This window comes from Pseudoalteromonas sp. OF5H-5, from assembly GCF_021530695.1.
GTDB lineage: Bacteria > Pseudomonadota > Gammaproteobacteria > Enterobacterales > Alteromonadaceae > Pseudoalteromonas.
In genome coordinates this window covers 29,790-53,996 of the sequence record NZ_JAKGBF010000026.1, presented here as the reverse complement: position 1 = coordinate 53,996, position 24,207 = coordinate 29,790, and the positions used below count along the sequence as shown (strand labels likewise).

The 24,207-nt window shown below is 43.8% G+C and carries 18 protein-coding genes and 4 tRNA genes; 16 read left to right on the top strand and 6 right to left on the bottom strand.

All coding sequences use genetic code 11. The features are described 5' to 3' along the window. Positions 1-224: 224 nt before the first annotated feature. Positions 225-2,381, bottom strand: a complete 2,157-nt coding sequence (locus tag L1271_RS23230; protein ID WP_102056248.1) for a tetratricopeptide repeat protein — start codon at positions 2,379-2,381, stop codon at positions 225-227. Positions 2,382-2,482: 101 nt separating this feature from the next. Between L1271_RS23230 and L1271_RS23225 the strand changes: the two genes are divergently transcribed. Beyond that, positions 2,483-3,142, top strand: a complete 660-nt coding sequence (locus L1271_RS23225) for a hypothetical protein (protein ID WP_174170849.1) — start codon at positions 2,483-2,485, stop codon at positions 3,140-3,142. Between the two features lie 18 nt (positions 3,143-3,160). Here the strand turns inward: L1271_RS23225 and L1271_RS23220 are convergent, their stop codons facing one another. Both L1271_RS23220 and L1271_RS23215 read right to left on the bottom strand, forming a co-directional pair. Further along, positions 3,161-3,889 (bottom strand): SIR2 family NAD-dependent protein deacylase, encoded by a 729-nt coding sequence (locus tag L1271_RS23220; RefSeq protein ID WP_235368896.1) that lies wholly within the window; start codon positions 3,887-3,889, stop codon positions 3,161-3,163. 29 nt (positions 3,890-3,918) lie between these two features. Further along, the gene (locus L1271_RS23215) at positions 3,919-4,425 is read right to left on the bottom strand and encodes a winged helix-turn-helix domain-containing protein (RefSeq protein WP_235368895.1); all 507 of its coding nucleotides are present in this window, start codon (positions 4,423-4,425) and stop codon (positions 3,919-3,921) included. Between the two features lie 261 nt (positions 4,426-4,686). Here L1271_RS23215 and L1271_RS23210 point away from each other — a divergent pair, with 261 nt between their 5' ends. After that, positions 4,687-5,058: a hypothetical protein gene (locus L1271_RS23210; RefSeq protein ID WP_235368894.1), complete on the top strand. Its 372-nt coding sequence runs from the start codon at positions 4,687-4,689 to the stop codon at positions 5,056-5,058. Positions 5,059-5,195: 137 nt separating this feature from the next. Continuing rightward, the gene (locus L1271_RS23205; RefSeq protein ID WP_010607368.1) at positions 5,196-5,789 is read left to right on the top strand and encodes a porin family protein; all 594 of its coding nucleotides are present in this window, start codon (positions 5,196-5,198) and stop codon (positions 5,787-5,789) included. Positions 5,790-5,844: 55 nt separating this feature from the next. Here the strand turns inward: L1271_RS23205 and uvrB are convergent, their stop codons facing one another. Together uvrB and L1271_RS23195 are read right to left on the bottom strand one after the other, a co-directional pair. Then, a complete protein-coding gene (gene uvrB / locus L1271_RS23200) occupies positions 5,845-7,848 on the bottom strand; it encodes an excinuclease ABC subunit UvrB (RefSeq protein WP_102056245.1) in 2,004 nt (667 codons plus the stop codon). After that, positions 7,848-9,224, bottom strand: coding sequence for an MATE family efflux transporter (locus L1271_RS23195; RefSeq protein WP_235368893.1), 1,377 nt, complete (start codon positions 9,222-9,224; stop codon positions 7,848-7,850). The genes uvrB and L1271_RS23195 overlap by 1 nt, the downstream gene beginning before the upstream one ends. Positions 9,225-10,485: 1,261 nt before the next feature. Here L1271_RS23195 and L1271_RS23190 point away from each other — a divergent pair. The 12 genes from L1271_RS23190 to nth all read left to right on the top strand — a co-directional run bounded on the left by L1271_RS23190 (position 10,486) and on the right by nth (position 20,713). After that, positions 10,486-10,562 (top strand) — tRNA-Asn (locus tag L1271_RS23190). Between the two features lie 19 nt (positions 10,563-10,581). Continuing rightward, positions 10,582-10,658, top strand: a tRNA-Asn gene (locus L1271_RS23185). Between the two features lie 34 nt (positions 10,659-10,692). After that, positions 10,693-10,769, top strand: a tRNA-Asn gene (locus tag L1271_RS23180). A 47-nt stretch (positions 10,770-10,816) separates the two neighbouring features. Beyond that, positions 10,817-10,893: transfer RNA gene (locus tag L1271_RS23175), tRNA-Asn, on the top strand. A gap of 187 nt (positions 10,894-11,080) precedes the next feature. Next, positions 11,081-13,024 carry an EAL domain-containing protein gene (locus L1271_RS23170; RefSeq protein ID WP_102056243.1) on the top strand — a complete coding sequence of 648 codons (1,944 nt, stop codon included), beginning with the start codon at positions 11,081-11,083 and terminating at the stop codon, positions 13,022-13,024. A 598-nt stretch (positions 13,025-13,622) separates the two neighbouring features. Further along, entirely contained in the window at positions 13,623-14,204 is a 582-nt protein-coding gene (gene rsxA / locus L1271_RS23165; protein WP_010370383.1) for an electron transport complex subunit RsxA, read from the top strand. Between the two features lie 2 nt (positions 14,205-14,206). Further along, positions 14,207-14,761 (top strand): electron transport complex subunit RsxB, encoded by a 555-nt coding sequence (rsxB, locus tag L1271_RS23160; RefSeq protein ID WP_010370380.1) that lies wholly within the window; start codon positions 14,207-14,209, stop codon positions 14,759-14,761. Positions 14,762-14,770: 9 nt separating this feature from the next. Next, on the top strand, positions 14,771-17,596 hold the full coding sequence (rsxC, locus tag L1271_RS23155) for an electron transport complex subunit RsxC (protein ID WP_235368892.1): 2,826 nt from the start codon (positions 14,771-14,773) through the stop codon (positions 17,594-17,596). Further along, entirely contained in the window at positions 17,593-18,654 is a 1,062-nt protein-coding gene (rsxD, locus tag L1271_RS23150) for an electron transport complex subunit RsxD (RefSeq protein WP_235368891.1), read from the top strand. The genes rsxC and rsxD overlap by 4 nt, the downstream gene beginning before the upstream one ends. After that, on the top strand, positions 18,651-19,286 hold the full coding sequence (gene rsxG / locus L1271_RS23145; protein ID WP_235368890.1) for an electron transport complex subunit RsxG: 636 nt from the start codon (positions 18,651-18,653) through the stop codon (positions 19,284-19,286). The genes rsxD and rsxG overlap by 4 nt, the downstream gene beginning before the upstream one ends. Then, the gene (locus L1271_RS23140; protein WP_010370368.1) at positions 19,283-19,981 is read left to right on the top strand and encodes an electron transport complex subunit E; all 699 of its coding nucleotides are present in this window, start codon (positions 19,283-19,285) and stop codon (positions 19,979-19,981) included. Before rsxG ends, L1271_RS23140 begins: the two co-directional genes overlap by 4 nt. Positions 19,982-20,077: 96 nt before the next feature. Beyond that, positions 20,078-20,713: an endonuclease III gene (gene nth, locus L1271_RS23135; protein WP_235368889.1), complete on the top strand. Its 636-nt coding sequence runs from the start codon at positions 20,078-20,080 to the stop codon at positions 20,711-20,713. 149 nt (positions 20,714-20,862) lie between these two features. Here nth and L1271_RS23130 read toward each other — a convergent pair whose 3' ends face one another. Next, positions 20,863-21,858, bottom strand: a complete 996-nt coding sequence (locus tag L1271_RS23130; RefSeq protein ID WP_206471279.1) for a YncE family protein — start codon at positions 21,856-21,858, stop codon at positions 20,863-20,865. A gap of 300 nt (positions 21,859-22,158) precedes the next feature. Here L1271_RS23130 and L1271_RS23125 point away from each other — a divergent pair, with 300 nt between their 5' ends. Beyond that, a complete protein-coding gene (locus L1271_RS23125) occupies positions 22,159-24,069 on the top strand; it encodes an aminotransferase class V-fold PLP-dependent enzyme (protein WP_010607380.1) in 1,911 nt (636 codons plus the stop codon). Positions 24,070-24,207 lie beyond the last annotated feature (138 nt).

Genomic DNA, 24,207 nt, shown 5'->3' with positions numbered 1-24,207 from the left:
TCGTAGGAGCCGCTTTACGCGGCGATATCTAATGCCATATCGCGATGTGAAATCACTCCTACACATAATATATAACGTCTCGTAGGAGCCGCTTTACGCGGCGATATCTAATGCCATATCGCGATGTGAAATCACTCCTACACATAATATATAACGTCTCGTAGGAGCCGCTTTACGCGGCGATATCTAATGCCATATCGCGATGTAAAAGCAGGTTTGCGTTTTTATTCACAAGGTATGATAACACTCACTTTCAACCCACCTAATTCGCTGTGCACAACGGCAATGCTACCACCGTGCAATTCAACCAGTTTTTGACAAATAGATAAACCTAAGCCGGAGCCACCAAGATCTCGGCTACGGGACTTATCACAGCGGAACAAACGTTCAAACAATCTCCCCAAAGCTTCATCGCCCACGCCTGGGCTTGAATCTTCAATAACACATTGGATTTGCTGGCTTTGATAGCTAATATCCACACAGACTTCTCCCGGCTTGTCGGTATAATTCACACTATTACGAGCCAAGTTATTGAATACCTGAGCGAACCGAGTTACGTCAATGTCGATTTCCAGTTCATCAGGTAGTTCAATATGGGCATTAAACTCAAGCCCTTCATCCGTCACAAAGTCATCAATATCTTCAACAAGACCAATAAAGGCTTGTTTGGCATTGACGCGCTCTAACGCCAAGTTAAGGCTGCCGGTATCTGCCTGCGCGAGTTCGTAGATATCTTTAATTAATGTGTTAAGAGTATCAAGACGGCGGTTAAGCACTTTGTAGCTCTGCTGGGGATTTTCCACCAAATTATGTTCAAGAGATTCAATATGTAGCTTAAGTACGGTAAGTGGTGTTCTTAATTCATGAGAAATATCTGCAAGTAGTTGCTGCTTTAAGTCCAAGGTTTTGTTGAGAAGCTGCTTCTCGAGTTCCAGTGAGCGACGTTTGTTTCTCGCAAGTAGTAAAAATGCGCTCAGTAGAACGACCAAAACTCCCACCACTGCTGCCGTTACTATTTGTTCTACGCGCTGTTCGGCCAGCTCTACATCACGCTGTGTTTTTAGACTTTGTAGCTCATATTGATTTTTCTGGTACTCGGTATCCATCTGATAGGCCAAGGCTTTTTGACTGGCTTCTTTTTCAAGCTGAGAAACCTTAGATTCCGCATATTGTAAGTGATAATTAAGCGCAGACTCAAAATCACCTTTCGCGCTGTAGGCGTCCTTTAACACTCGTAATGCGGTTTCCTTGAGGCCAAGATAAACCTCATCTTGAGCAATAATTTGCTCCATACTTTGAATAAAAAAATCAGCTCGTTCAGGTAAAACAATTTGCGCATAGGTAGTCATCGTCTCTTGATAAAGCACTTTACTTTGTACCGGATCAATTAACTCTAGCGCCTGTTCAACATACTCTTGAGCCTTAGCTTTTTCATTTGCTTTTAATTTAACTTCAGCCAAATTGCTCAGGGCCCAGCCCTGATTTCTGGTGTGGTCATTCTCCTCGAAAATCGTAAATGCTTTTTCAAATGACGCTTGTGCATTGTCATATTGGCTGAGTTTCATTTGTTCACGACCAATGCGGATCAACGTGTAAGCTGAATAAACGACATTGCCCGCTTTAATGTCATAGTCATATGCGGTTTGATAAGCTTCAAGCGACTTTGCATGGTCGCCAATCACTTGATGCGCACCACCTAGGTTATAGTAAACTTGTCCAAGTAAAACCGTATTTTCCTGTTTTTGGCTTTTTAGTACCGCTATCGATTGCTGCAGTAATTCAAGTGCTTTGTCCGGTAATGAAAGATCCGAGTAAACATCTGCTAACTGAGTGATCGCAGACACTTGCAAATCTGGGAGTTCATACTTCTTTGCCACTTCAATTGAGAGTTCGTAACTCTCTATCGAGTCTTTATAACTGCCATTGCTTTTGTAAGCAGCAGCCCGAAAGCGATAAGCGTGGCTTAACAATCGATGCATATCAAGCGCCGATAGCTGAGACACGGCTAGGTTTAAATAACTAATCGCATCGCTAAACTTTCCCTCTTTAAGCATGAGGTCACCATACGTTAACGAGTATTTAGCTTCATATTCGGGTAAGTGATGTGAGAGTAATACCTGTTTAAAACGCTCCACCCATTTATGTGCCTCTTCGAGCTGGAAACCATTTTTTAATGCAACTGTGGTCTTATGGTGAACGTCAGCGATTTCCTCAGGCGTTAAGCCTGACTCTAATACTTGGTCGACTTTTTGAAGCGCGCTATCACGTGTTTCTTGTTGCTGAATTTCTTTTATAAAAGCATCATATAAACGCTCATTAGCGTGAACTAGTGGGCTTAGTAGTAGGCAACAAGTAAGCAGGATTATCTTAAAGTGCAACACGTTATCGTCTCTTTTTTATTATCATTATAAATTGAGCAAAACAGCAGGCGAATAGGCTATCATATTGCGTGAGCATTAAATAATAAATTGTGGTTCTATGTATGTCGAATAATTGTCTAACTCAGTTTTTGTTAGCGTTAAAAAGCGCGGATATAGAAAAAATAAAAGCCGTGTATGCACAGGTGACCAGAGACGAGCAGATTGAGGTCCTCAAGTTTCTTTTTCAAAGTGCGCAGAGTAACACTGTACTCTATGGCCACTATCAAGATATAGCGAGTGTTTGCTTACAAGCAGCACGCTTTCCAGAGGCGATGATAGCTGCGATTAACTCCTTGGAGAAGTTTGCCTTTTTTTCAACACCATTGATCCAAGCTGAGCAAATCAATAACCTTAACCCGCAAGGAAATAACATACTACATATCCTTTTATCGCAAATGTCCGCGAAAGATAACGGTCTAAATTACCTTAGGACCTTATTGCACTTTGAAAGCAAAGAGCTACTTCAAAATGCACTGAGTCAAAGAAATGCAAAAAAGTTAACACCTCTAGAATGCTACTTAGCTTTTAATAGCCATACTGCGCCACTGAGCATTCAAGAATTAAGTGCGTTACTTGGCTTGATGGAAATCGAAAGGCGACATATAAGCGCAGTGGAACCCCACAACGCTAAAGTGATTGAATCACACCTCCAACAACAACACCGGCTCAGTGAATATAAACAATTTCTGCTAGCCACTTACTATCAAAGCAATGCAGGCTAACTTTCCTCAGGCTTTAAATTAAGAGGCAGGCAAACTGGCGATGTATTCACTTGCTGTCATGCGGTGATAGGTGACTTGTTTGTAAAGTAAGTGCGCTGGGTTTGGGTCAACCACTTCAATTGGAATTGCTTTGTGCCTTGCTATTTCCAAGGCCATTTGAGTGATATTGACACTAAAGGAAGTGCCCATAAAAATGATTCTATCCGCAGCATACATTCGTGACTGTGCTTCGCTAATACGATACAGATCGGTGTAGTATTCGTCGAATAACAATACATAGGGTTTAAGTGACACGCCTTTTTCTGGGCCTTGTCGCGCGATCTTGAAAAGTGCTAACAACGACTCGGCCAATCGACTTTCGTCTACCTCATCCCAAGGGGCAGTAAAACACGCTGTGGGCTCACCTTGGGTATGAAAGGGAGTCACTTGATCAACGCGTCCATGGATCGCAATAAAATGATTATTTCCCGCTTTACCATCTAAACCGTCGATATTTTGCGTGATCACATTTTTATCACTAAGCCATTGATGAACCTGATTGGGGCCGTGATTACGGTAAACCACAAAACGATGGTAGTACCATTTTAAGAATTCCGCCGGTTGCGATTTATACATTGCTCGCGTTGCCATTTCTTGAGGAGTGTAATTAGCCGAACCTACCGTCCAAAAACCATCATCTCCTCGAAAAGTCGGAATACCACTTTCGGCACTCACCCCTGCACCTGTGATATACAACGTTTGCAACATGACACAACCTCAACTCAAGTAAATTTGGCTCACGATAACGTAAAGTAGATACCCAAGGCTAGCAACACAAGTGCACCCGCAAGCCCAAACATAGGCAGTTTGCTACCAATAGATTCTGGTCTTTCGAACACTTCAGAAGGTGATTCAGTCACTACTGTTTCTTCTTCCACCGATTTTACATCCTGTTTAGTCGACTCATGGGGAGTAGTCTGAGGTGAAGCCTGAGCTTCCGCAGTCCCTTCAAAGGCCGTACAAGGGATCTGCCATTGATACCCTTTTCGTGAAAAGGTTTTGATGGCATCATCACCAAACAAAGCACGTAAATGGCCAATATTTTGAAATACGACCTGATCGGTTACTTTTCTATCTGGCCATACCTTCTCTAAGATGTCTTCTTTACTGTGGATGGTTTGAGGAGCAGATAAAAATAGCTCCAATATCTGAGCAGGTTTTTGTTTTAAATTGAGCTTTCTGTCGTCTTTATAAAGCTTCAGTTCTTTGCTATCAAACAAAAAATCCTTAAAAGCGAATTTCATTTCCCTAGTTCCCAACTTGGTCTTAATTACTGTAATAGTTATTGTTTTATTCGAATTTACTACAACTTAACATTGCATTTATAACGAAACATGCCGCGAAAATATAGGGCAATGTTACATCGGTTTACAAACTATTGATAAAATCGGCTTTAGTATAGAGCGATCACTCAGAAAATCACTACCTAATCCTTAGAATAATTCGAATAGACTCAAAACCTAAGCATATATAAACTGCATTTTCTGTAATTGTTAGGCTGACTCATGTTACTTGCTTTTATCTACTCCATCGTGTTGATAAAAACCTCATTACTCGGGCTGGGACTTGTCAGTATTGTGCTCTCAACAATCTTTATTCTCGCGCTACATCTCAATATACCCACCCTCTCAGCCAATGCAAAAAGCGAATTTACTAAATCCTTTAGGTTTGTGACCTTCTCGCACCTGCTCGGTTACTTGTTGTTATTGAGTAAACTTTTGTTTATTGATGGCTGGCAAGACGTACCTATGTTCATTGCAAGTCACTTGATCATGCATCATATATGGAGCGGACTTATTGCTGCGATTTTGACATTGACGACCTTACTAAAATATCAAACGTTCATTGCAAAATCTAAGGCAACTAAAAGCACTTAACAAGTGCGACTATTTATATTTGTAAAATAAAGAGAACCAAACTAGACGCCTTCTTACACTTTATGACAGCCCCCCAACAGACCTTGACACCTACCCTATTTATACTGTCCTCAAGTTAACCACAACGGACATTGATTATGAAAATTAAAGCGCTTTTATCTCTTGCATTACTCACAACAAGTTTATCGTCTTTTGCAGAACAAAATAACGAGACGCATCGCGTTGGTTTAGACATCTCTGGCGGCGGCGCTTCTTATAAAAGCTCAAGCAAAGATGGTGATGGTGTAGGCCAAGCATACCTGTATTACAACTATCACTTTACGCCAATTTTGGCGCTTGAATTAGGTTATAACAGCGGTGAAGACTTAGATGATTGGAAGTGTGAGGACGAAAATGATCGCAAGTTTACCTGTACGCAAAACAACAAAACTTTGTTTGGCCTTGGCGCTAACAATTTAGAATTTGATAACTTTGTTGTTGCCGCAAAAGGCTACTATCAAATTTCTGACAACAGCTATTTTTACGGCAAATTAGGTGCGAACTACTACGATTACGAAATCACTCGTGGCCGCACTAAATTAGTTACCGACGATGGCATCGGTTTTGTCGCTGAAGCGGGTTGGCAATATGACTGGGATAACGGCATGGCAGTTAACCTTGGCTATAAGTACCTTGATATGGGTGACTTGGATACATCGAGCCTATCTCTAGGTGTCAGCTACCGCTTCTAATACCCAACCAATAAAAAAGCATGTGAGTCTCACATGCTTTTTTATTCTTTAAAACCTAGGCTTTAATCAAACGCTTTTGTAAGATTTGAACTTGATCGCGCGCTTGAGCTGCTTTTTCAAACTCAAGCTCTTTAGCAAACTTCATCATTTGTGCTTCGAGTCGGTCTATTTCTTTAGCGATCTCTTTCGCATCCATTGCAGGCATACCTGGTTTAAATTTGGCATCGATATCAACCACTTTGTCATCAGCCACTTCCTCACCGAGATCCATCACATCCGTGATCTTCTTATTGAGTGCCGTTGGGGTAATGCCATTGGTCTCATTGTACGCCTCTTGCTTTTCTCTACGTCTTTGCGTTTCATCTATAGCTTGGCGCATTGAGTTCGTCACCCTATCACCATATAAAATCGCTTTACCATGTAAGTGACGTGCCGCGCGGCCAATTGTCTGAATAAGAGAGCGCGTCGAGCGTAAAAAGCCTTCTTTATCTGCATCAAGTATGGCAACCAATGAAACCTCAGGCATATCCAAGCCCTCTCGTAACAAGTTGATGCCGACTAATACATCAAAAACGCCTTTGCGTAGGTCTCGAATGATCTCCATACGCTCAACGGTATCGATGTCAGAGTGTAAGTAACGCACCTTAACGTTATGATCGTTAAGATAATCGGTCAGATCTTCTGACATGCGTTTTGTTAGCGTAGTAACCAGTACACGCTCATTCACTTCCACCCGTTTGTAAATCTCAGAGAGCAAATCGTCAACTTGAGTTGCAACTGGACGCACTTCTACTTCAGGATCTAATAGCCCTGTTGGGCGGATCACTTGCTCGGCAACATCACCCGCTGATTTATTCAATTCATAATCACCAGGTGTCGCCGAAACATAAATGGTCTGCGGCGAAATCGCTTCGAACTCTTCAAACTTTAGTGGCCTATTATCTAGCGCAGACGGCAATCTAAAACCATATTCAACCAAGTTTTCTTTACGACTGCGATCGCCTTTGTACATCGCCCCCACCTGCGAAACGGTAACGTGAGATTCGTCGATGATCATAAGCGCGTCATCCGGCAAGTAATCTAACAAAGTTGGTGGTGGCTCACCTGGTGCACGTCCCGATAAATATCGACTGTAATTTTCAATACCAGAGCAATAGCCAAGCTCGGTCATCATTTCAATATCGTACTGTGTACGTTGAGCAATGCGCTGCTCTTCAACTAAGCGGTTTTTATCCAATAATTGAGTGCGGCGGTCTTTAAGTTCCACCTTAATGCGCTCAATGGCATCAAGGATCTTTTCTCTTGGCGTTACATAGTGAGTTTTTGGATAAATAGTCGCGCGAACGAGGTGTTTTTCAACGGCACCAGTCAAGGGATCAAATAAACTGATCCGCTCTATTTCATCGTCAAACATCTCAACCCGTACCGCAATGGTTTCCGATTCCGCAGGAAAAATATCGATAACTTCACCGCGAACTCGATAGGTACCACGGCTAAAATCCATGTCATTACGCGTGTATTGTAGTTCTGCCAAACGCCTTAACATGTCGCGCTGATCGATAGTTTCACCGACTTTCAGCAACAGCATCATTTTCATATAAGAGTCGGGATCGCCAAGGCCGTAAATCGCTGAAACGGAGGCGACGATGATAGTGTCTCTGCGCTCAAGCAAAGCTTTAGTCGCAGATAAACGCATTTGCTCAATGTGATCATTGATAGACGCGTCTTTCTCAATGAAAGTGTCGCTGGCAACGACATAGGCTTCGGGTTGATAATAGTCATAATAAGAGACGAAATACTCAACCGCATTATGAGGGAAAAACTCTTTCATTTCGCCGTACAATTGCGCCGCTAGTGTTTTGTTATGCGCCATAATGATTGTAGGACGGTTAAGATTATTAATGATGTTGGCCATGGTAAAGGTTTTACCTGTCCCCGTAGCCCCCAGCAAGGTTTGATGTGCAAGGCCCGATTCTAAACCATCACACAGCTGAGCAATCGCAGTTGGTTGATCTCCGTTTGGCTGAAACTCAGAAACTAGCTGAAACTTATCTTCCATTACGCCTCCTTTTGAACCTCGCTTGCTGCAATTTCATTAATTACTTTCTTAAACCAATTGTAGGCTATGGCTGCGGTAAATAAATTCCCCAAAGCAGCGCCTGCAAATAGCCCTGGTAATCCTGCCAACTGTGAGCCTATATAAGCAATGGGTACATAAAATATGAACAACCGGATCACACTTAGAATGAGCGCATTCATCGGTTTATGCAACGCATTAAATGACGAATTGGTTAATATGATCACGCCTTGAAGGCCGTATCCTAGCGGCATGATATAAATAAATAACTGTATGGTTTCAACGACAGCAGGTTCATTACCAAAAGTATGACTGATGTAGTAAGCGCTCAATACCAGTAATAGATAGACCGCAAATTGAAAAGCAAGCACAAATTTAAGTGTTTGGGTATAGGCATCAGACACACGCTGGTATTGTTTTGCACCAAAGTTCTGACTTACAAAAGGAGGCAAAGTCATAGAAAGCGCCAAAACCACGAGACTTGCGATAGACTCGATACGACTCCCAACGCCAAATGCGGCCACAGCTTCTGGTCCATAACTGGCAATAAGTGCGGTCATTACCGCCATTGCCAACGGCGTCAGCATATTTGCGCCAGCTGCAGGCAGGCCGATGGTGAGAATTTTTTTTGCCGCATTTGTGAAGCTGGTGTATTTTGCAGACAGTGAGATAAGACGTTTTTTAACTATCAGCAAATATAAAATAATAGTTACCCCAAGACTCCAAGATAACACACTGGCCACTGCAGCCCCTTTTACACCCATTGCATCAATTGGCCCAAATCCGAAGATTAATATCGGGTCCAGCACCGCATTTACTAATCCCCCGAGTCCCATGACTAAACTTGGCGTTTTGGTATCACCACTGGCACGCAGCACTGAATTACCAATCATCGGCGTTATCAATAAAATCGAGCCAATGAACCACACGGACATATAGTCGTGTATAAATGGCATAACCGCTTCACCTGCCCCGAGGAGAATAAAGATCTCATCGACAAAAATAAAACCAAGAATAGAAAGCAGCGAAACAAAAATGGCAGAGATAATAATAGCCACTGCGGCATCAAACTTAGCTTCGTCGAGCAAATTGCTACCCAAAGCCTTCGCGATAACGGCGGATGTGCCAACACCTAGCCCGATGGCTAAGCTAATTACAGTAAAGGTAACTGGAAAGGTGAAGCTGATTGCTGCGAGCGGCTCGGTGCCAAGCATACTAATAAAGAAAGTATCAACGAGATTAAACATCATCAGCGTGATCATCCCGAATATCATGGGGATCGTCATTCGCTTTAAAGTCGCCCCAATATCACCAAAAAGGATATCGTTGCCATTGGAATTTGACTTAGCTTGAGTCATAACAACCTATTTCTGATACTTTAAGCGGCTCATTGTATGCTATTCAAGATGTTGACGCTATGCGGGAAACGTTAAGAGTCGTTATAAAGTCTAAATTAGCAACAGTTACCTATAAAAAGCTTGTGTTACGTCACAGGATTAAGGTTTAGTGTTGAAAATAACGATTCAGTAAGTTTTGACAAAAAAGTTACAACCTCGCTTGCAAAGTAGCATGTTTTTTGCACAACCAAAAAGGTAAAAAGTTCATAAAAGCTTCACACTGAGCAACAAATAAACAAAAATAACCAATCAAATATAAGCTATTGATATTGTTGAAATTAAATATTTATCGAATTTTACTTGAAACGGCTGCAGCGCCCTAATTTCATAGTCTTGCAATACTTCTCAAATAATAATAAACAATGTTATCCACAGATTCCGTGGATAAGTCGCTCCAAGCCAATAGAATAAAGGTTTTCAGCTTGGAGTAATTTTGATCAACGGCGAGTTTAGTGTGATCATTCTTAAAACAACAACTGGATCAATTTAGATCTCTAGGCTAACCTTGCTTCTGGAAGTAAAAAGCATCTAGCTACTAAGAATAACGAATATCACATATACAACTGTTTTAATTGAACTTTTTATTAATTCGTTGATTCTCACTTTGACGATAGTAACTACTTACTGTTTGCTACACCGCGTTTAAATAGAGATTATCAATATCACACTATTCATGCTCATTGATCTCATTCACGTGACAATTGCAATGATTTAAAGATCTCAAGAAAACATCATAAAATGAGCAGTTAGGGATATAATTCAAACAAAACGTTCAAAAAATACATTAAACAGAATATATCACTGTATAGATAAACAGTAAACACTGTATATGTTAATTTTATTCGACATCCCCCTACATGATGATTTAGGAATTTTATACAACAGCTTCTATTTCATATTTTGCAGCTCTTCATGATATGAGGTTTTTGAAACCGAAACTCGCTAAGAGTCATTATATTAACGATGATAAATTACCTATCACTCAACTTTTGCTTAGATTACTAGGCGGCAAGTCGAGCGCCGCGCTCAAAACCCACTCAGGGGAACAAAAATCAAACCGCAAAGGTCAACAGGACCTATATCAATAATACTAAACAAGCTAAAAAGCCAACAAATAGCGCATTAATTCATCGCTTAGTAGAGTTTTTTACGTTTCTGTGATTTTAGTGGTTGACACCTTGCAATGTCGTCATTAATATTTCGCCCCGTTGAGAGATACGCTTCCCCCTTAGCTCAGTTGGTTAGAGCGACGGACTGTTAATCCGCAGGTCCCCCGTTCGAGTCGGGGAGGGGGAGCCAAATTCTCACACTTGACTATTCCCCCTTAGCTCAGTTGGTTAGAGCGACGGACTGTTAATCCGCAGGTCCCCCGTTCGAGTCGGGGAGGGGGAGCCACTCCTTCACCGGAAAGTCAACATTTTATTGTAGTTCCCCCTTAGCTCAGTTGGTTAGAGCGACGGACTGTTAATCCGCAGGTCCCCCGTTCGAGTCGGGGAGGGGGAGCCAATCAATAAGATAGTGCTCAAAAGAGCATTCCTAAAGTTCCAAATTGTTCCCCCTTAGCTCAGTTGGTTAGAGCGACGGACTGTTAATCCGCAGGTCCCCCGTTCGAGTCGGGGAGGGGGAGCCAATTCCACGAAAGCATTAGACTTTTTCCAGCATTTACACTACTCTACAAGCAATATTCTCACTGCATTTGCCCAAATAACAACCTTCTCTGCAATTTATCGACCAGACAAAAATCAAACCGATGAATTTGATAAAGAAATTGGCAATGCACCCGATACTATGGAATAACTCTCTTTAAGAAGCGTACTATGGCTGGTTTTAAAAAACTTATCGTACTCCAAGTCACCTCTTGGCTATTATTCTCCTTGATTGGTAGCTTTTTTTTCGCAACAAGTTTTGACTCTGCAATCAACAAAGCACAACAAAGTGCCCATACCATGGTGACAGAGTATATAAAGGATAAGAAACTCACTGAAGTTACTCCTGAACATATCCGTCAGGCCTTAAATAGCGGGGATGTTTTCTCAACTTTTATCGTACGAGACTTTGACGGCCAAACTGTTTTGCAAGTCAACACACCAAGCAACCTCCCCTTTATCGCCGAACTCATAGAATCAAATATCAATGCTATTCGCCCCCAATTTGCTGTTAACGATACCAAAGACATCAAAATTGAATTCTTGATCAATGCACAAAGTCAGGCGCAATTACTACAACAAGCCCTACTGCTACTTATCGTTATTTCAGCGCTAGTTGCCTTTATTCCTGTTTTCTTTATGCAAGGCGTCTATAAGAAGCTCAATCGCAACGTCAGTATGACCGTGGCCAGTGCGGTAGATTCATACATCACACAAAACCAAGTTACCGACAATATTGAGTTTGATTTTAATGATGGCAAAGTGGCGGAACTCGGGCATGATTTAGTCCCCTCTTTTAAACGATTAGCTAGCTTTTTAAAGTCAAAGCAAGAAGACATTAAAAATGCCGCTCACACTATCAAGCAAGAAGCGTATAAAGATGTAGTCACCGATCTTGGCAACCGCAATATGTTCGTTGAACATTACGAGCAGTATATCGAGTCATCAGCTAAAAAGGCATTTGGCTCGTTGGCGATGATCCGCTGTTCTGAATTGCAGGTCATTAACCAAACTCGTGGTTATCAAAAAGGTGATGAATACATTAAGTCGGTATCGGATATCATCAAACACGTTACAGGTACTTATGCCGGCAGCCAGGTGTTCCGTTTAAATAGTTCCGATTTTGCAGTGATCTTACCCAATGTGCCAAGTAAAGAAGCGGAAGAGTTTGGTGAAACACTGCAAGCGCGTTTTACTCAGTTCCAGCAAAACCAAGAACTATCATCGGTTGCAAACACTGGGATTGTACCTTACGAGAACGGTAAACCACTTGGAGAGCTACTCTCGGTTGTTGATAATGCCATGAGTATGGCACAAAGCAAGCAAGCCAATGCTTGGCATATTCAGCGTGAATCTGACCTAGTGAATAATGTTAGTGCTGGATTTGGCAACCAAAACTGGCGTCGCGTGATCCGCGATGTGATCAACAGCAAACGTGTTAGCTTGATGATGCAAAATATCATGCCAATTGGTAAAAATTCTAAGGCCTATGCTGAGATCCAGTCTCGCTTCAAAACTGAAGAAGGACAGATGCTACCAACGGCTTCTTTCCTTGCCATGGCGGAAAAGCTGGAAATGGCCATCGAGATTGATCAGCTGATCATCGACACCTCGCTAGAACTTATCAAAACGCGTAACTTTAATGAAAAGTATTTTGGGATCAATGTCACCGCATCGAGCGCTCATAACGATCAATTTGTGATCTGGTTAGAGCGTCGTTTGTTAAAAGAAACCAATCTCGCCTCTAAACTGGTATTTGAAGTTAGCGAGTTTGGCTTACAGCAAAATATTAAAGCCAGTAAGCGCTTTATTGATATGGTTCATCGTGCTGGCGCTCGTATCACCGTTGAGCGTTTTGGTGTGGGTTTGACGTCGTTTAAGTTCTTTAGAGACTTAAAACCTGACTATATCAAAATGGATGCAAGCTATACTCGTGGTCTTGAAGAAGACAAGAATAATCAATATTTTATGCGCTTAATGGTTGACCTTGCGCACCGTATCGGTGTCAACGTATTTGCCGAAGGTATCGAGAGCCAAGAAGAAAAACACATAGTCGAAACGCTTTGTTTGGACGGTGTACAAGGCTATTACATCGAAAAGCCGAAAGAAATCTAAGTAACCAGAGCTTGGATAATTCACCTATTACCCAAGCTCGCAAAAAGCTCTAAGGGCAGCTTCTTTACCCCTCACTTTCCCGCTGCCATTACGCTGACTTTCGCACACTATCATTTGCCACACCAGTTACAATCTGTGTTACTATTGGCAGGAATTATCATCCAAGTTTGTCCATGGGATCTTAAGAAGTTCACAAAGATAAGCTTGAAGATTATTTCGGCGCTAGCGGTAATCCAATATCTAGCAATAAAATCACTCTATCACCATGATTTTATTGTTAAAAAGTCATATATTTAGCCTGATAAGCAAACTCTGAATTAGGATTACTTGCTAATAACTGAATGAAAACTGTCAGCATTACATGACAAGCTACAGCCTCATAAAATGTGAGACGCTAGCTTAAATGATAGCAAGGCACATGTTTTCACTTAAAAAATTCAAAGCGGAACGGTGCTATCGGTTTAATTCTACTAAAAAGTATTTTTAGCAGAATTAAATCCAGTCAAAACTTGCACCTAGTAAGTTCTTTAATACAGTTAACTATCACCTCGATTTGACGGGAAAACCCGCATAAAGTGAATAAGTTATAGAGGCAGGAATGACCGAATACATTTTGTTGCTCATTGGCACCGTGCTGGTGAATAACTTCGTTTTAGTCCAATTTTTGGGCTTATGTCCATTTATGGGGGTATCTGGAAAATTGGATACCGCAGTGGGAATGTCGTTAGCGACCACCTTTGTTCTTACGCTAGCCTCAGTCACCAGCTATTTGGTCAATCAGTATATTTTATTGCCGCTCGATCTCACTTTTTTAAGAACGATGAGCTTTATTTTGGTTATCGCTGTGGTTGTGCAATTTACAGAGATGGTGGTACGTAAAACCAGTCCAACCTTGTATCGGTTACTGGGAATTTTCTTACCTTTGATCACCACCAACTGCGCTGTACTAGGCGTCGCACTACTTAATATCAAAAAAGACCACACCTTTTTAGAGTCTGCAGTCTATGGTTTTGGCGCTGCGGTTGGCTTTTCTATGGTTTTGGTGCTATTCGCCGCTTTGCGTGAGCGTTTGGCTGTCGCTGACGTGCCGACACCCTTTAAAGGCGCATCGATAGCGATGATCACCGCAGGACTTATGTCGCTTGCGTTTATGGGCTTTTCTGGATTGGTTAAGTTTTAGATATGACATTACTTTACGCATTACTTGCACTGGGTGCGCTGGCGCTTATTTTTGGTATTGTGCTTGGCTATGCAGCAGTGAAATACCGAGTTGAAAGCAACCCAATTGTTGAACAAATAGACGCTATTCTGCCACAAACTCAATGCGGCCAGTGTGGCTATCCCGGCTGTCGACCTTACGCTGAAGCGATTGCGAATGGCGATGACGTAAATAAATGCCCTCCCGGCGGTGAAGCTACAGTGAAAAAACTGGCGGACTTAATGGGCGTAGAAGCAAAGCCACTGGCTGGCGGAGAAGACGCAGAGCCGGTCAAGAAAGTGGCTTACATTCGTGAAGACGAATGTATTGGCTGTACCAAATGCATTCAAGCTTGCCCCGTGGATGCTATCGTTGGTGCAACCAGACAAATGCACACCGTGCTCATCGACGAGTGCACAGGCTGCGATCTGTGTGTCGAGCCCTGCCCGGTCGATTGTATTGATATGATCCCGGTTGCACAGACCAAGCAAACGTGGAAGTGGCAGCTAGACGCCATTCCTGTGACACAGATTGATTAAGAGGTTTAAGTGGAAACATTACTTGAACAAATAGAAAGCGGAAAACTGTGGCAGTTCCCAGGTGGCATCCATCCACCAGAGCAAAAGACATTATCCAACCAGCAACCGATTGCTCGTTTACCTTTGCCTGATAAACTAATCCTGCCACTAAAGCAGCACATTGGTGCCAATGGTAGCCTGTTAGTTAACTCTGGCGATCACGTCCTTAAGGGTCAAGCATTGACGGCTCCAGGCACGAACTGGTCGCTGCCCATTCACGCCCCCACATCTGGCACCATTGAAGCGATAAAACCGATGCCGTCGGCGCATCCATCCGCGCTACCTGAGCTCAGTATTATTTTGCACCCAGACGGTGAAGATAAGTGGACACCACTGAACCCAATTAGCGACATTAGCACGCTGGATAACAAACAGCTTATCGATATTATCCACCAAGCTGGTATTGCCGGTATGGGCGGTGCGGGATTCCCAACCTATGTCAAAGCAGACAGCCCAAAGCCCATTGAGTTTTTAGTCGTCAATGGCATTGAGTGCGAACCATATATTACAGCCGATGATCGTTTGATGCGTGAGCACGCCAAAGAAATCATCGCAGGCGTCGAAGTGCTACAAGGCATATTGAAGCCACAAAAAGTGTTATTTGGCATTGAAGATAATAAACCTGAAGCCATTGCGGCGATCGCCGCAGCGGCTCAGCATAATCAGGATATCTTAGTCCGTAGTGTGCCAACCAAATACCCTTCTGGTGGTGAAAAGCAACTGGTCAAGCTATTAACTTCCAAAGAAGTACCAAGTGCTGGAATACCAGCGGATATCGGCGTTCTAGTGCAGAACGTTGGAACACTGTTCGCAATTTGGCAAGCCATTTTTGAGGGTAAACCACTTATTGAGCGTGTAGTTACCGTGACCGGTAATACCATTACTCAGCCAAGCAACGTGTGGGCTTTACTCGGCACTGAAATAAAGCACCTGCTAGACTCACAAGGCTTTTCGCCAGTAGAGGCACAGCGCGTAGTCATGGGCGGTCCAATGATGGGCTTTACCTTGCCATCGGTTAGGATCCCTGTGGTCAAAACCACCAACTGTATACTCGCGCCAGACAACCAAGAACTTGCGATCCCGGGTGATGAAAAGGCATGTATTCGCTGTAGTGCCTGTGCAGATGCCTGCCCTCAAAGCTTATTACCGCAGCAGTTACAATGGTTTGCTAAAGGCAAAGAGTACCAAAAATTAGAGGAATACAACCTCTTTGACTGTATCGAATGTGGTGCGTGCTCTTATGTTTGCCCAAGCGAAATCCCCTTAGTGCAATACTATCGAGTTGCCAAAGCCGACATTCGCGAACAAAAGCTTGAACAAGTCAAAGCAGAGCGTGCTAAAGAGCGTTTTGAAGCGAGAAAAGAGCGCTTAGAGCGCGAACAAGAAGAACGCCAAAATAAACATAAACGCCGTTCGGCGGGTGCTGCGCCGAGAGCCGCAGATAAAGAAAAAGTGCAAGAAGCACTCTCACGCGTTAAGGATAAGCAGTCAGATAAATCCGCGGTCCAAGCTGCGATTGCACGCGCCAAAGCCAAACGAGGTGAGAACGGCGAATTAGAGCCGGATAACAGCGCCATTGCAGAAGAGCGTGAAAAACGCAAAGCGCAGGCGCGTAAATATAAAGAAGAAAAAACTGATCAGCCTGAAAGCACAGATAAAAAAGACGCAGTAGCCGCCGCCATTGCCCGTGCAAAGGCGAAAAAGGCCGCAGCCCAAGCATCATCTGAGTCTGAGCCAGCAGCAACAGATGATAAAAAGGCAGCCGTAGCTGCTGCAATCGCCCGGGCTAAAGCCAAAAAAGCAGCTGCAGAAGGCACTGCTGACCCTGAAGCCAATGCAGCGCCAAGCGATAAAAAGGCTGCCGTTGCTGCCGCAATTGCCAGAGCTAAGGCCAAGAAAGCTGCTAAAGAGGCGGAAGAAGCTGGCGCAAGCGTGAGCGAACAAGCAGAAGCCGCCCCAACAGAAAGCGCCGAGGAAGATCCACGTAAAGCCGCCGTTGCTGCCGCAATTGCCAGAGCTAAGGCCAAGAAAGCAGCTAAAGAGTCTGAAGAAGCTGGCGAGAGCACAGTCGAACAAGCAGAAGCTGCTCCAACACAAAGCGCTGAGGAAGATCCACGTAAAGCCGCCGTTGCTGCCGCAATTGCCAGAGCTAAGGCCAAGAAAGCCGCTAAAGAGGCTGAAGAAGCTGGCGAGAGCACAGTCGAACAAGCAGAAGCTGCTCCAACACAAAGCGCTGAGGAAGATCCACGTAAAGCCGCCGTTGCTGCCGCAATTGCCAGAGCTAAGGCCAAGAAAGCAGCTAAAGAGGCTGAAGAAACTGGCGAGAGCACAGTCGAACAAGCAGAAGCCGCTCCAACACAAAGCGCCGAGGAAGATCCACGTAAAGCCGCCGTTGCTGCCGCAATTGCCAGAGCTAAGGCCAAAAAAGCCGCTAAAGAGGCGGAAGAAGCAGGCGCAAGCGTTAGCGAACAAGCAGAAGCCGCTCCAACGGAAAGCGCCGAGGAAGATCCACGCAAAGCCGCCGTGGCCGCCGCAATTGTCAGAGCTAAGGCTAAGAAAGCCACTAAAGAGGCACAAGAAGCTAGCGAAAGCGTGAGTGAGCAAGGCAAAGAAGCAAATGAGCCAACGGCGGGATCAGAAACAGACTCCAGCGGTACAGAGCAAGGTGCTGAGGGCACATCTGAGCAGCAACAAGCCAGCCCTGAAGCACGTAAAAAAGCCGCCGTTAAAGCCGCAATTGCGAGAGCAAAAGCGAAGAAGCAAGCGAAAGAACAAGAAGGAAATGAACCGTCATGAAACTAACCATGGCCTCATCCCCGCACAATCATAGCCATAAATCAGTCAACAAAATCATGATGACCGTCATGGCAGCCTGTATTCCCGGGATCTTAGTCCAAACCTACTATTTTGGTTTTGGTGTATTGATCCAGTTGGCTTTGGCGCTTATTACCGCAAGCCTTGCTGAAGCGCTAGTGCTAAAGCTAAGAGGTCGAGCGATATGGCACAGCCTCAGCGACGGTAGTGCTTGGCTCACTGCTGTGCTACTGGCCATCAGTATTCCGCCACTAGCCCCTTGGTGGATAACTGTCATTGGCGCATTTTTTGCCATCGCAATTGTAAAACAGCTATACGGTGGCCTAGGCTTTAACCTTTTCAACCCGGCCATGGCGGCCTATGTATTATTGCTGATCTCCTTCCCTGTACAAATGACTTCATGGTCACCTATTCAAGCGCTCACGCTAGAGTCGCTAAGCTTTGTCGACCAACTCGCGATGATCTTTACCGAGTCCACCAGCCAAGGTGTCTCACTTGACGTATGGCGTGCAGGGGTGATTGACGGTGCGACTGGTGCCACGCCATTAGACTCGGTAAAAACCGCAGTCTCGCAAGGCTTAACCGTGAATGAGGCGATGAATAAGCAGGGTTTTGGAGCACTTGCGGGACTTGGTTGGCAATATGTTAACCTGGCCTTTTTGCTAGGTGGTCTTTATCTGCTAAAAGCCAAAGTGATCAACTGGCATATTCCTGCAGCCTTTATTACCAGTCTTGGCCTTGCTAGCGCAATTGGCTATATCATTGCCCCTGAATCAGAGCCGGGCACCCTATTCCATTTGTTAAGTGGCGGCACTATGCTTGGTGCCTTTTTTATAGCCACCGATCCGGTGTCGGCCTCTACCACTAACTTAGGTCGCCTGATTTACGGCGCGGCAATCGGCTTAACAGTCTATGTTATTCGTCAATTTGGTGGCTATCCAGACGCCGTTGCATTTGCAGTTGTGATCATGAATATGGCAGTACCACTTATCGATCATTACACTCAGCCTCGTACTTATGGTCATGGAGCAAAATCATGATAATTCAATCGATGCAGAAAAATGGCCTCATCCTAGCGGCATTTGCACTGGCAACAACAGGAGCGGTCGCACTGATTAATGACCTCACTAAAGATAAAATTGCCAGCCAAGAGCAGCAGCACCTGATGCAACTACTTTCTCAGGTGATTGCAGCAGATAAGTACGACAATACTCTGTATTTGGATTGCACCACCAGCAACGCCTTAGAACTCGGCCCTGGTGGCCCGCACACAATTTACAGAGCCAGACTCAATGGCGAACCCTCAGCTCTTTTAGTGAGACACATCACCCCCAAAGGCTACAGTGGCAATATTGATGTCTTAACCGCTATCGATAGACAAGGTCTGATCTCAGGTGTGCGTGTAACGCGCCATGAAGAAACCCCAGGCCTTGGTGATAAGGTCGAGCTGGCAAAATCGGCTTGGGTAATGACTTTCAACGGTGTTCAAGTTGAAGGTGAAGCAGATCCTAAAATGAATGTGAAAAAAGACGGCGGTCAATTTGATTCATTTACTGGCGCAACCATTACCCCACGTGCCGTGGTAACCTCGGTAAATCAGGCCGCATGGTTTGCCAAAACGCATTTTGATGCGCTATTTAACGCGCCTAATACTTGCGAGGTGTCGCAATGAGTCAGTTAAAATCGCTCTTTCAAGAAGGTACATGGCAAAATAACCCTGCACTGGTACAGCTTTTAGGGCTATGTCCGCTCCTTGCGGTGACTTCAACGGTAACCAATGCGTTAGGGCTTGGTATCGCCACACTACTGGTACTGGTTGGTTCTAACTTTACCGTATCGGTGGTGAGAAACTGGGTGCCAAAAGACATTCGTATTCCCGTGTTTGTGATGATCATCGCTGCCTTTGTTACGGTTATTCAACTGCTCATGAACGCTTATACCTTTGGTCTGTATCAATCCCTTGGTATATTTATTCCGTTGATCGTGACCAACTGCGCCATTATTGGTCGTGCCGAGGCATTCGCTTCGAAGAATAGTCCGCTGTTATCGGTTTGGGATGGTTTAATGATGGGACTAGGTTTTGCACTGGTGCTATTTGTACTGGGTGCAATGCGCGAACTCATTGGTCAAGGAACACTATTTGATGGTGCCGAGCTACTCCTTGGCAACTGGGCAAGTGTATTGCGTATTGAGATCTTCTCATTCGATCATCAATTTTTAGTTGCAATCCTGCCACCTGGCGCCTTTTTAGGGCTTGGCTTTTTGATTGCTGCTAAAAACATTATCGACGCCCAACTCAAAGCCAAAGCAGCGCCAACAGCCGAAGAAGTAAAAGGCCCAAGAGCACGGGTCACTAACTTAAACTAATGCGGTAATAATGCCAATTTGCAGCGATACCGTCACTATCGCTGCTTAATGAAAACAACTGCATGCTACCGTCATTGAATTTAGCAAGTAAATCTTATGAATAAACAAAAACGTATAGAAATACTCACGCGGCTCAGGGACGAAAATCCGCACCCTGAAACTGAGCTAGAATACTCGTCACCCTTCGAGCTTTTAGTTGCCGTTACCCTCTCAGCACAAGCCACTGATGTTGGGGTAAACAAAGCGACACGCAAACTCTTCCCTGTTGCCAACACGCCTGAGAAAATTCTGGAGCTTGGCCTTGAGGGCTTAAGAGACTATATCAAAACCATTGGTTTGTTTAATTCAAAAGCCAATAACGTCTATAAAATGTGTCAGATCCTCGTTGACAAACACGGCTCCGAAGTTCCTGAAAACCGTGAAGCGCTAGAGGCACTGCCAGGTGTCGGCCGGAAAACCGCCAACGTGGTACTAAACTGCGCTTTTGGCTGGCCCACTATTGCTGTAGACACCCATATATTCCGCGTCTCCAACCGCACCAAATTTGCCATGGGTAAAGATGTAGTAGCAGTCGAGCAAAAGCTGGAAAAGGTTGTACCAAAAGAGTTTAAAGTGGACGTCCACCATTGGCTTATTCTCCATGGCCGCTATGTGTGTACTGCGCGTAAACCTAAATGCGGCAGCTGTATTATTGAAGACTTATGTGAGTTTAAAAAGAAGACTGATAGTTAATCTTTGTTTTAGCATAAGCACAACTTTTATTTGTGGTGGTTACCGTGAATTTGTTGTTTCGTAAAATTGTTCAAGCGATATGAAAGCACAGATCGCTGCGTAAAGCAGCTCCTACTTCAAGCCACATTCGTATCGACGTGATGGTTAGCCTAAGGCAATACCACTGCTGAATACCCTATTCCATCTGGTCCGTTACCAGTAGGGAGTTCAAATAAGGTTTTGCCAGATACAATATCTATAACAAGGACCTTATTTTTTTGGTAAGCGGATAAAAATAAAGTGCGATCGTCTGGATGGAGGATCACGCCTTTTGGTCCTGTTCCCGGCTCAAACTTTATTTGACGCAGCTTTTCTTTGTGCATTGCATCGATCACATCAAGGGTGTGATTCCTATAGTCTGAGATCACAGCAAACTGCTCATCGCGGGTAAGTAACACACGGTATGGAAAGCTATAGCCTTTCCATTGCTTAATTATACGCTCATTTGCTACATCAAACACGGTAACTAAGCCATCATCGTTGCTACCAACCCAGAGCTCTGAGCCACTTTTATTTATGGTGATAGCCTCTGGTACTTTTGGCATTGAAATTTTGCGAAGTAAGGCACCTGACTTTACATCTAATTCAGACACTGAATCTGCGCGCATATTTGTGGTGTAAACACGCTCGCTAGACGCCGGCAGCGCCACCATATGAGAGCCTCTTTGCTCTGTTGCTATTACTTTATCAATTTTCCCCGACTCTATATCAACGATTACCACACTGTCGGAGCCTTCAGACGATACTGCAACGCGTTTTTGGTCTTTTAAAAACAACACGCCATGTGGCCTTGGATAACGAGAAAAATCAATGGTTTTAACTTTTTTTGCTTGCCGAACGTCAAAAACACTTAGACTATTGCCACGTGCATAATTAGTGACAACAGCCGTATGCCCGTCGGCACTCATTGCTAATTCATGTGGTCCTCTGCCGGTTGCGAGCGTCAGCTTAATTTTTCGGCTGCTAAGATCGATGAAATCAACCGAGTCCCCCTTTTTATTTACAACAACCAATGTTCCCGACAAGTTATTTGTATCAGCCCATGAAGGGAAGCTGATTAAACACCCAAATAAGAACACATACACAACATAATTAACCAATCTCATTTTGACTCCTATTGATCTGTTAGCTAATACTGTTGTTTTTATCACTACTGTATTTATCATTGAAAAGCAATCGTAATACAGCCTTCAAAAACACCCTATCCCAAATTTAACTCAGACATGCCTGATACTCGAAACCTTCCTGTTTCCTATGTTGAATAGCACACTTTCCATCACTCGCAACAACTTCCTCGCCTACATCCGTTTTACAATTTCTAGAACATTTTCAATGTATTGATTTCACAAATCACTACGCTTTCTTTATGCTAATGAAAGTCTTTAAATTTTAATGCGAATATCATTATGCTACCTGTCCTTCGTATCTTGTTAATAGAACAAGAGCCAGCTGTATTGCAAGCGCTCTCAAGCAATTTGTCAAAAACGATCCCTAATTTTGAGCGAGAGGATGTTCAAATCGATATTATTGAATGTCTCGAACTTTCAAAAGCCTTGGAGCATGTCACTGAAGATGGTGATATTCAAGCTGTCGTGCTGAGTTGGGATGTGCAACAGAAAAGTGGCGAACAAACCTATAGTCGCTTTATCGAGCAATTAAAAAGTATTCGTCTAGAATTACCGGTTTATGTTATTGGTGATGACACTAAAGGGCTTGAGATAGTCAACGAATCCGAGGAAATCGAGTCTTTCTTCTTTAAAGATGAAGTTATCTCAGATCCTGAAGCCATTTTAGGGTATATGATCAACGACTTTGATGACAGAGCCGAGACGCCATTTTGGACGGCGTATCGCAGTTATGTCGGCGAAGCGAACGACTCTTGGCATACTCCAGGTCACAGCGGCGGTTCGAGCTTTAGAAACTCTCCTTATATCAAAGATTTTTATCAATTCTATGGCCGTAATGTATTTGTCGGAGACTTGTCTGTATCGGTTGATTCGTTAGGTTCACTGTCAGACAGCACCAATACCATTGGCCGCGCTCAGGAATCCGCAGCAGCAACGTTTGAGGTTAAACGCACCTACTTCGTGACCAACGGTTCGTCCACCTCGAATAAAATTATTTTGCAAACCCTACTTCGCAAAGGTGATAAGGTGATCATCGACCGCAACTGTCATAAGTCTGTGCACTATGGCATTTTGCAATCGGCCAGTTTCCCTATCTATTTATCGAGTATCTTAAATCCCAAATATGGCATATTCGCACCGCCTTCACTGGCTGACATCAAGCAAGCGATTGAACAAAATACCGATGCAAAACTACTGGTGCTCACAGGCTGTACCTATGATGGTTTGCTGAGCGATCTGAAACAAGTCGTAGAATTCGCCCATCAGCATGGCATCAAAGTCTTTATTGATGAAGCTTGGTTTGCTTACTCGCTATTTCATCCCAGTTTGCGCCATTATTCCGCCATTCATGCAGGTGCCGATTATGTTACTCATTCGGCGCATAAAGTCGTATCGGCATTTTCGCAGGCGTCTTATATCCATATTAATGACCCTGATTTTGATGCTGATTTCTTCCGTGAGATTTACAGTATCTACGCCAGCACCTCGCCCAAATACCAACTTATAGCGTCTTTGGATGTGTGCCAAAAGCAGCTAGAGATGGAAGGCTATAAGTTACTCAATGCACTGCTGAACCATGTTGCAGAATTCAAACAGCAGATGGCCTCGCTCAAACATATAAAAGTGCTTGATAAGCAAGATTTTATGAACATATTCCCACATTTTAGTGGCGATAATATGGGGCATGATCCGCTTAAAATCCTCATCGATATTAGTGAACTGCCATACTCATTAAAGGATATTCATAAGTTTCTGCTAGACGAAATTGGGCTGGAGATTGAGAAATACACGCACAGTACCATCTTAGTCTTACTAACCTTGGGTGGTACACGCTCAAAGATCATTCGTTTATACAATGCCTTAAAGAAGCTCGATGGCGGCAAGGTAAAACTATCGAAGTCAACGCGACGCTCGCGCTTGCCTGAGAATTTACCCGCAATTGACCTTGCTTGTATTCCTAGTGATGCCTTCTACGGTGAACGTGAATCTGTACCTATTAGCAAGAGCAACAACCGTATTTGTGCAGGTTTAGTCACCCCATATCCTCCGGGTATTCCGCTTTTGGTGCCGGGTCAACATATTACCCAAGAGCATATTGAATATCTCAAGGAACTGGCAGGCCAAGGATTGACCATTCAAGGTAGTTTCGATGGTGAGATCTACGTGCTTAAGGAGCAAGAGGAAAAATAAAGCGAGCCACTATCGTTAGTTGACTCACTGAGCAGCGATGTCATTAGACATTGCTGCACCAGCATTACATAAAAGATTATAAAGAGCTGTTAACTCACTGAGTATAGCCTTAACTGAGAAACAATTTGTTTATCAGGC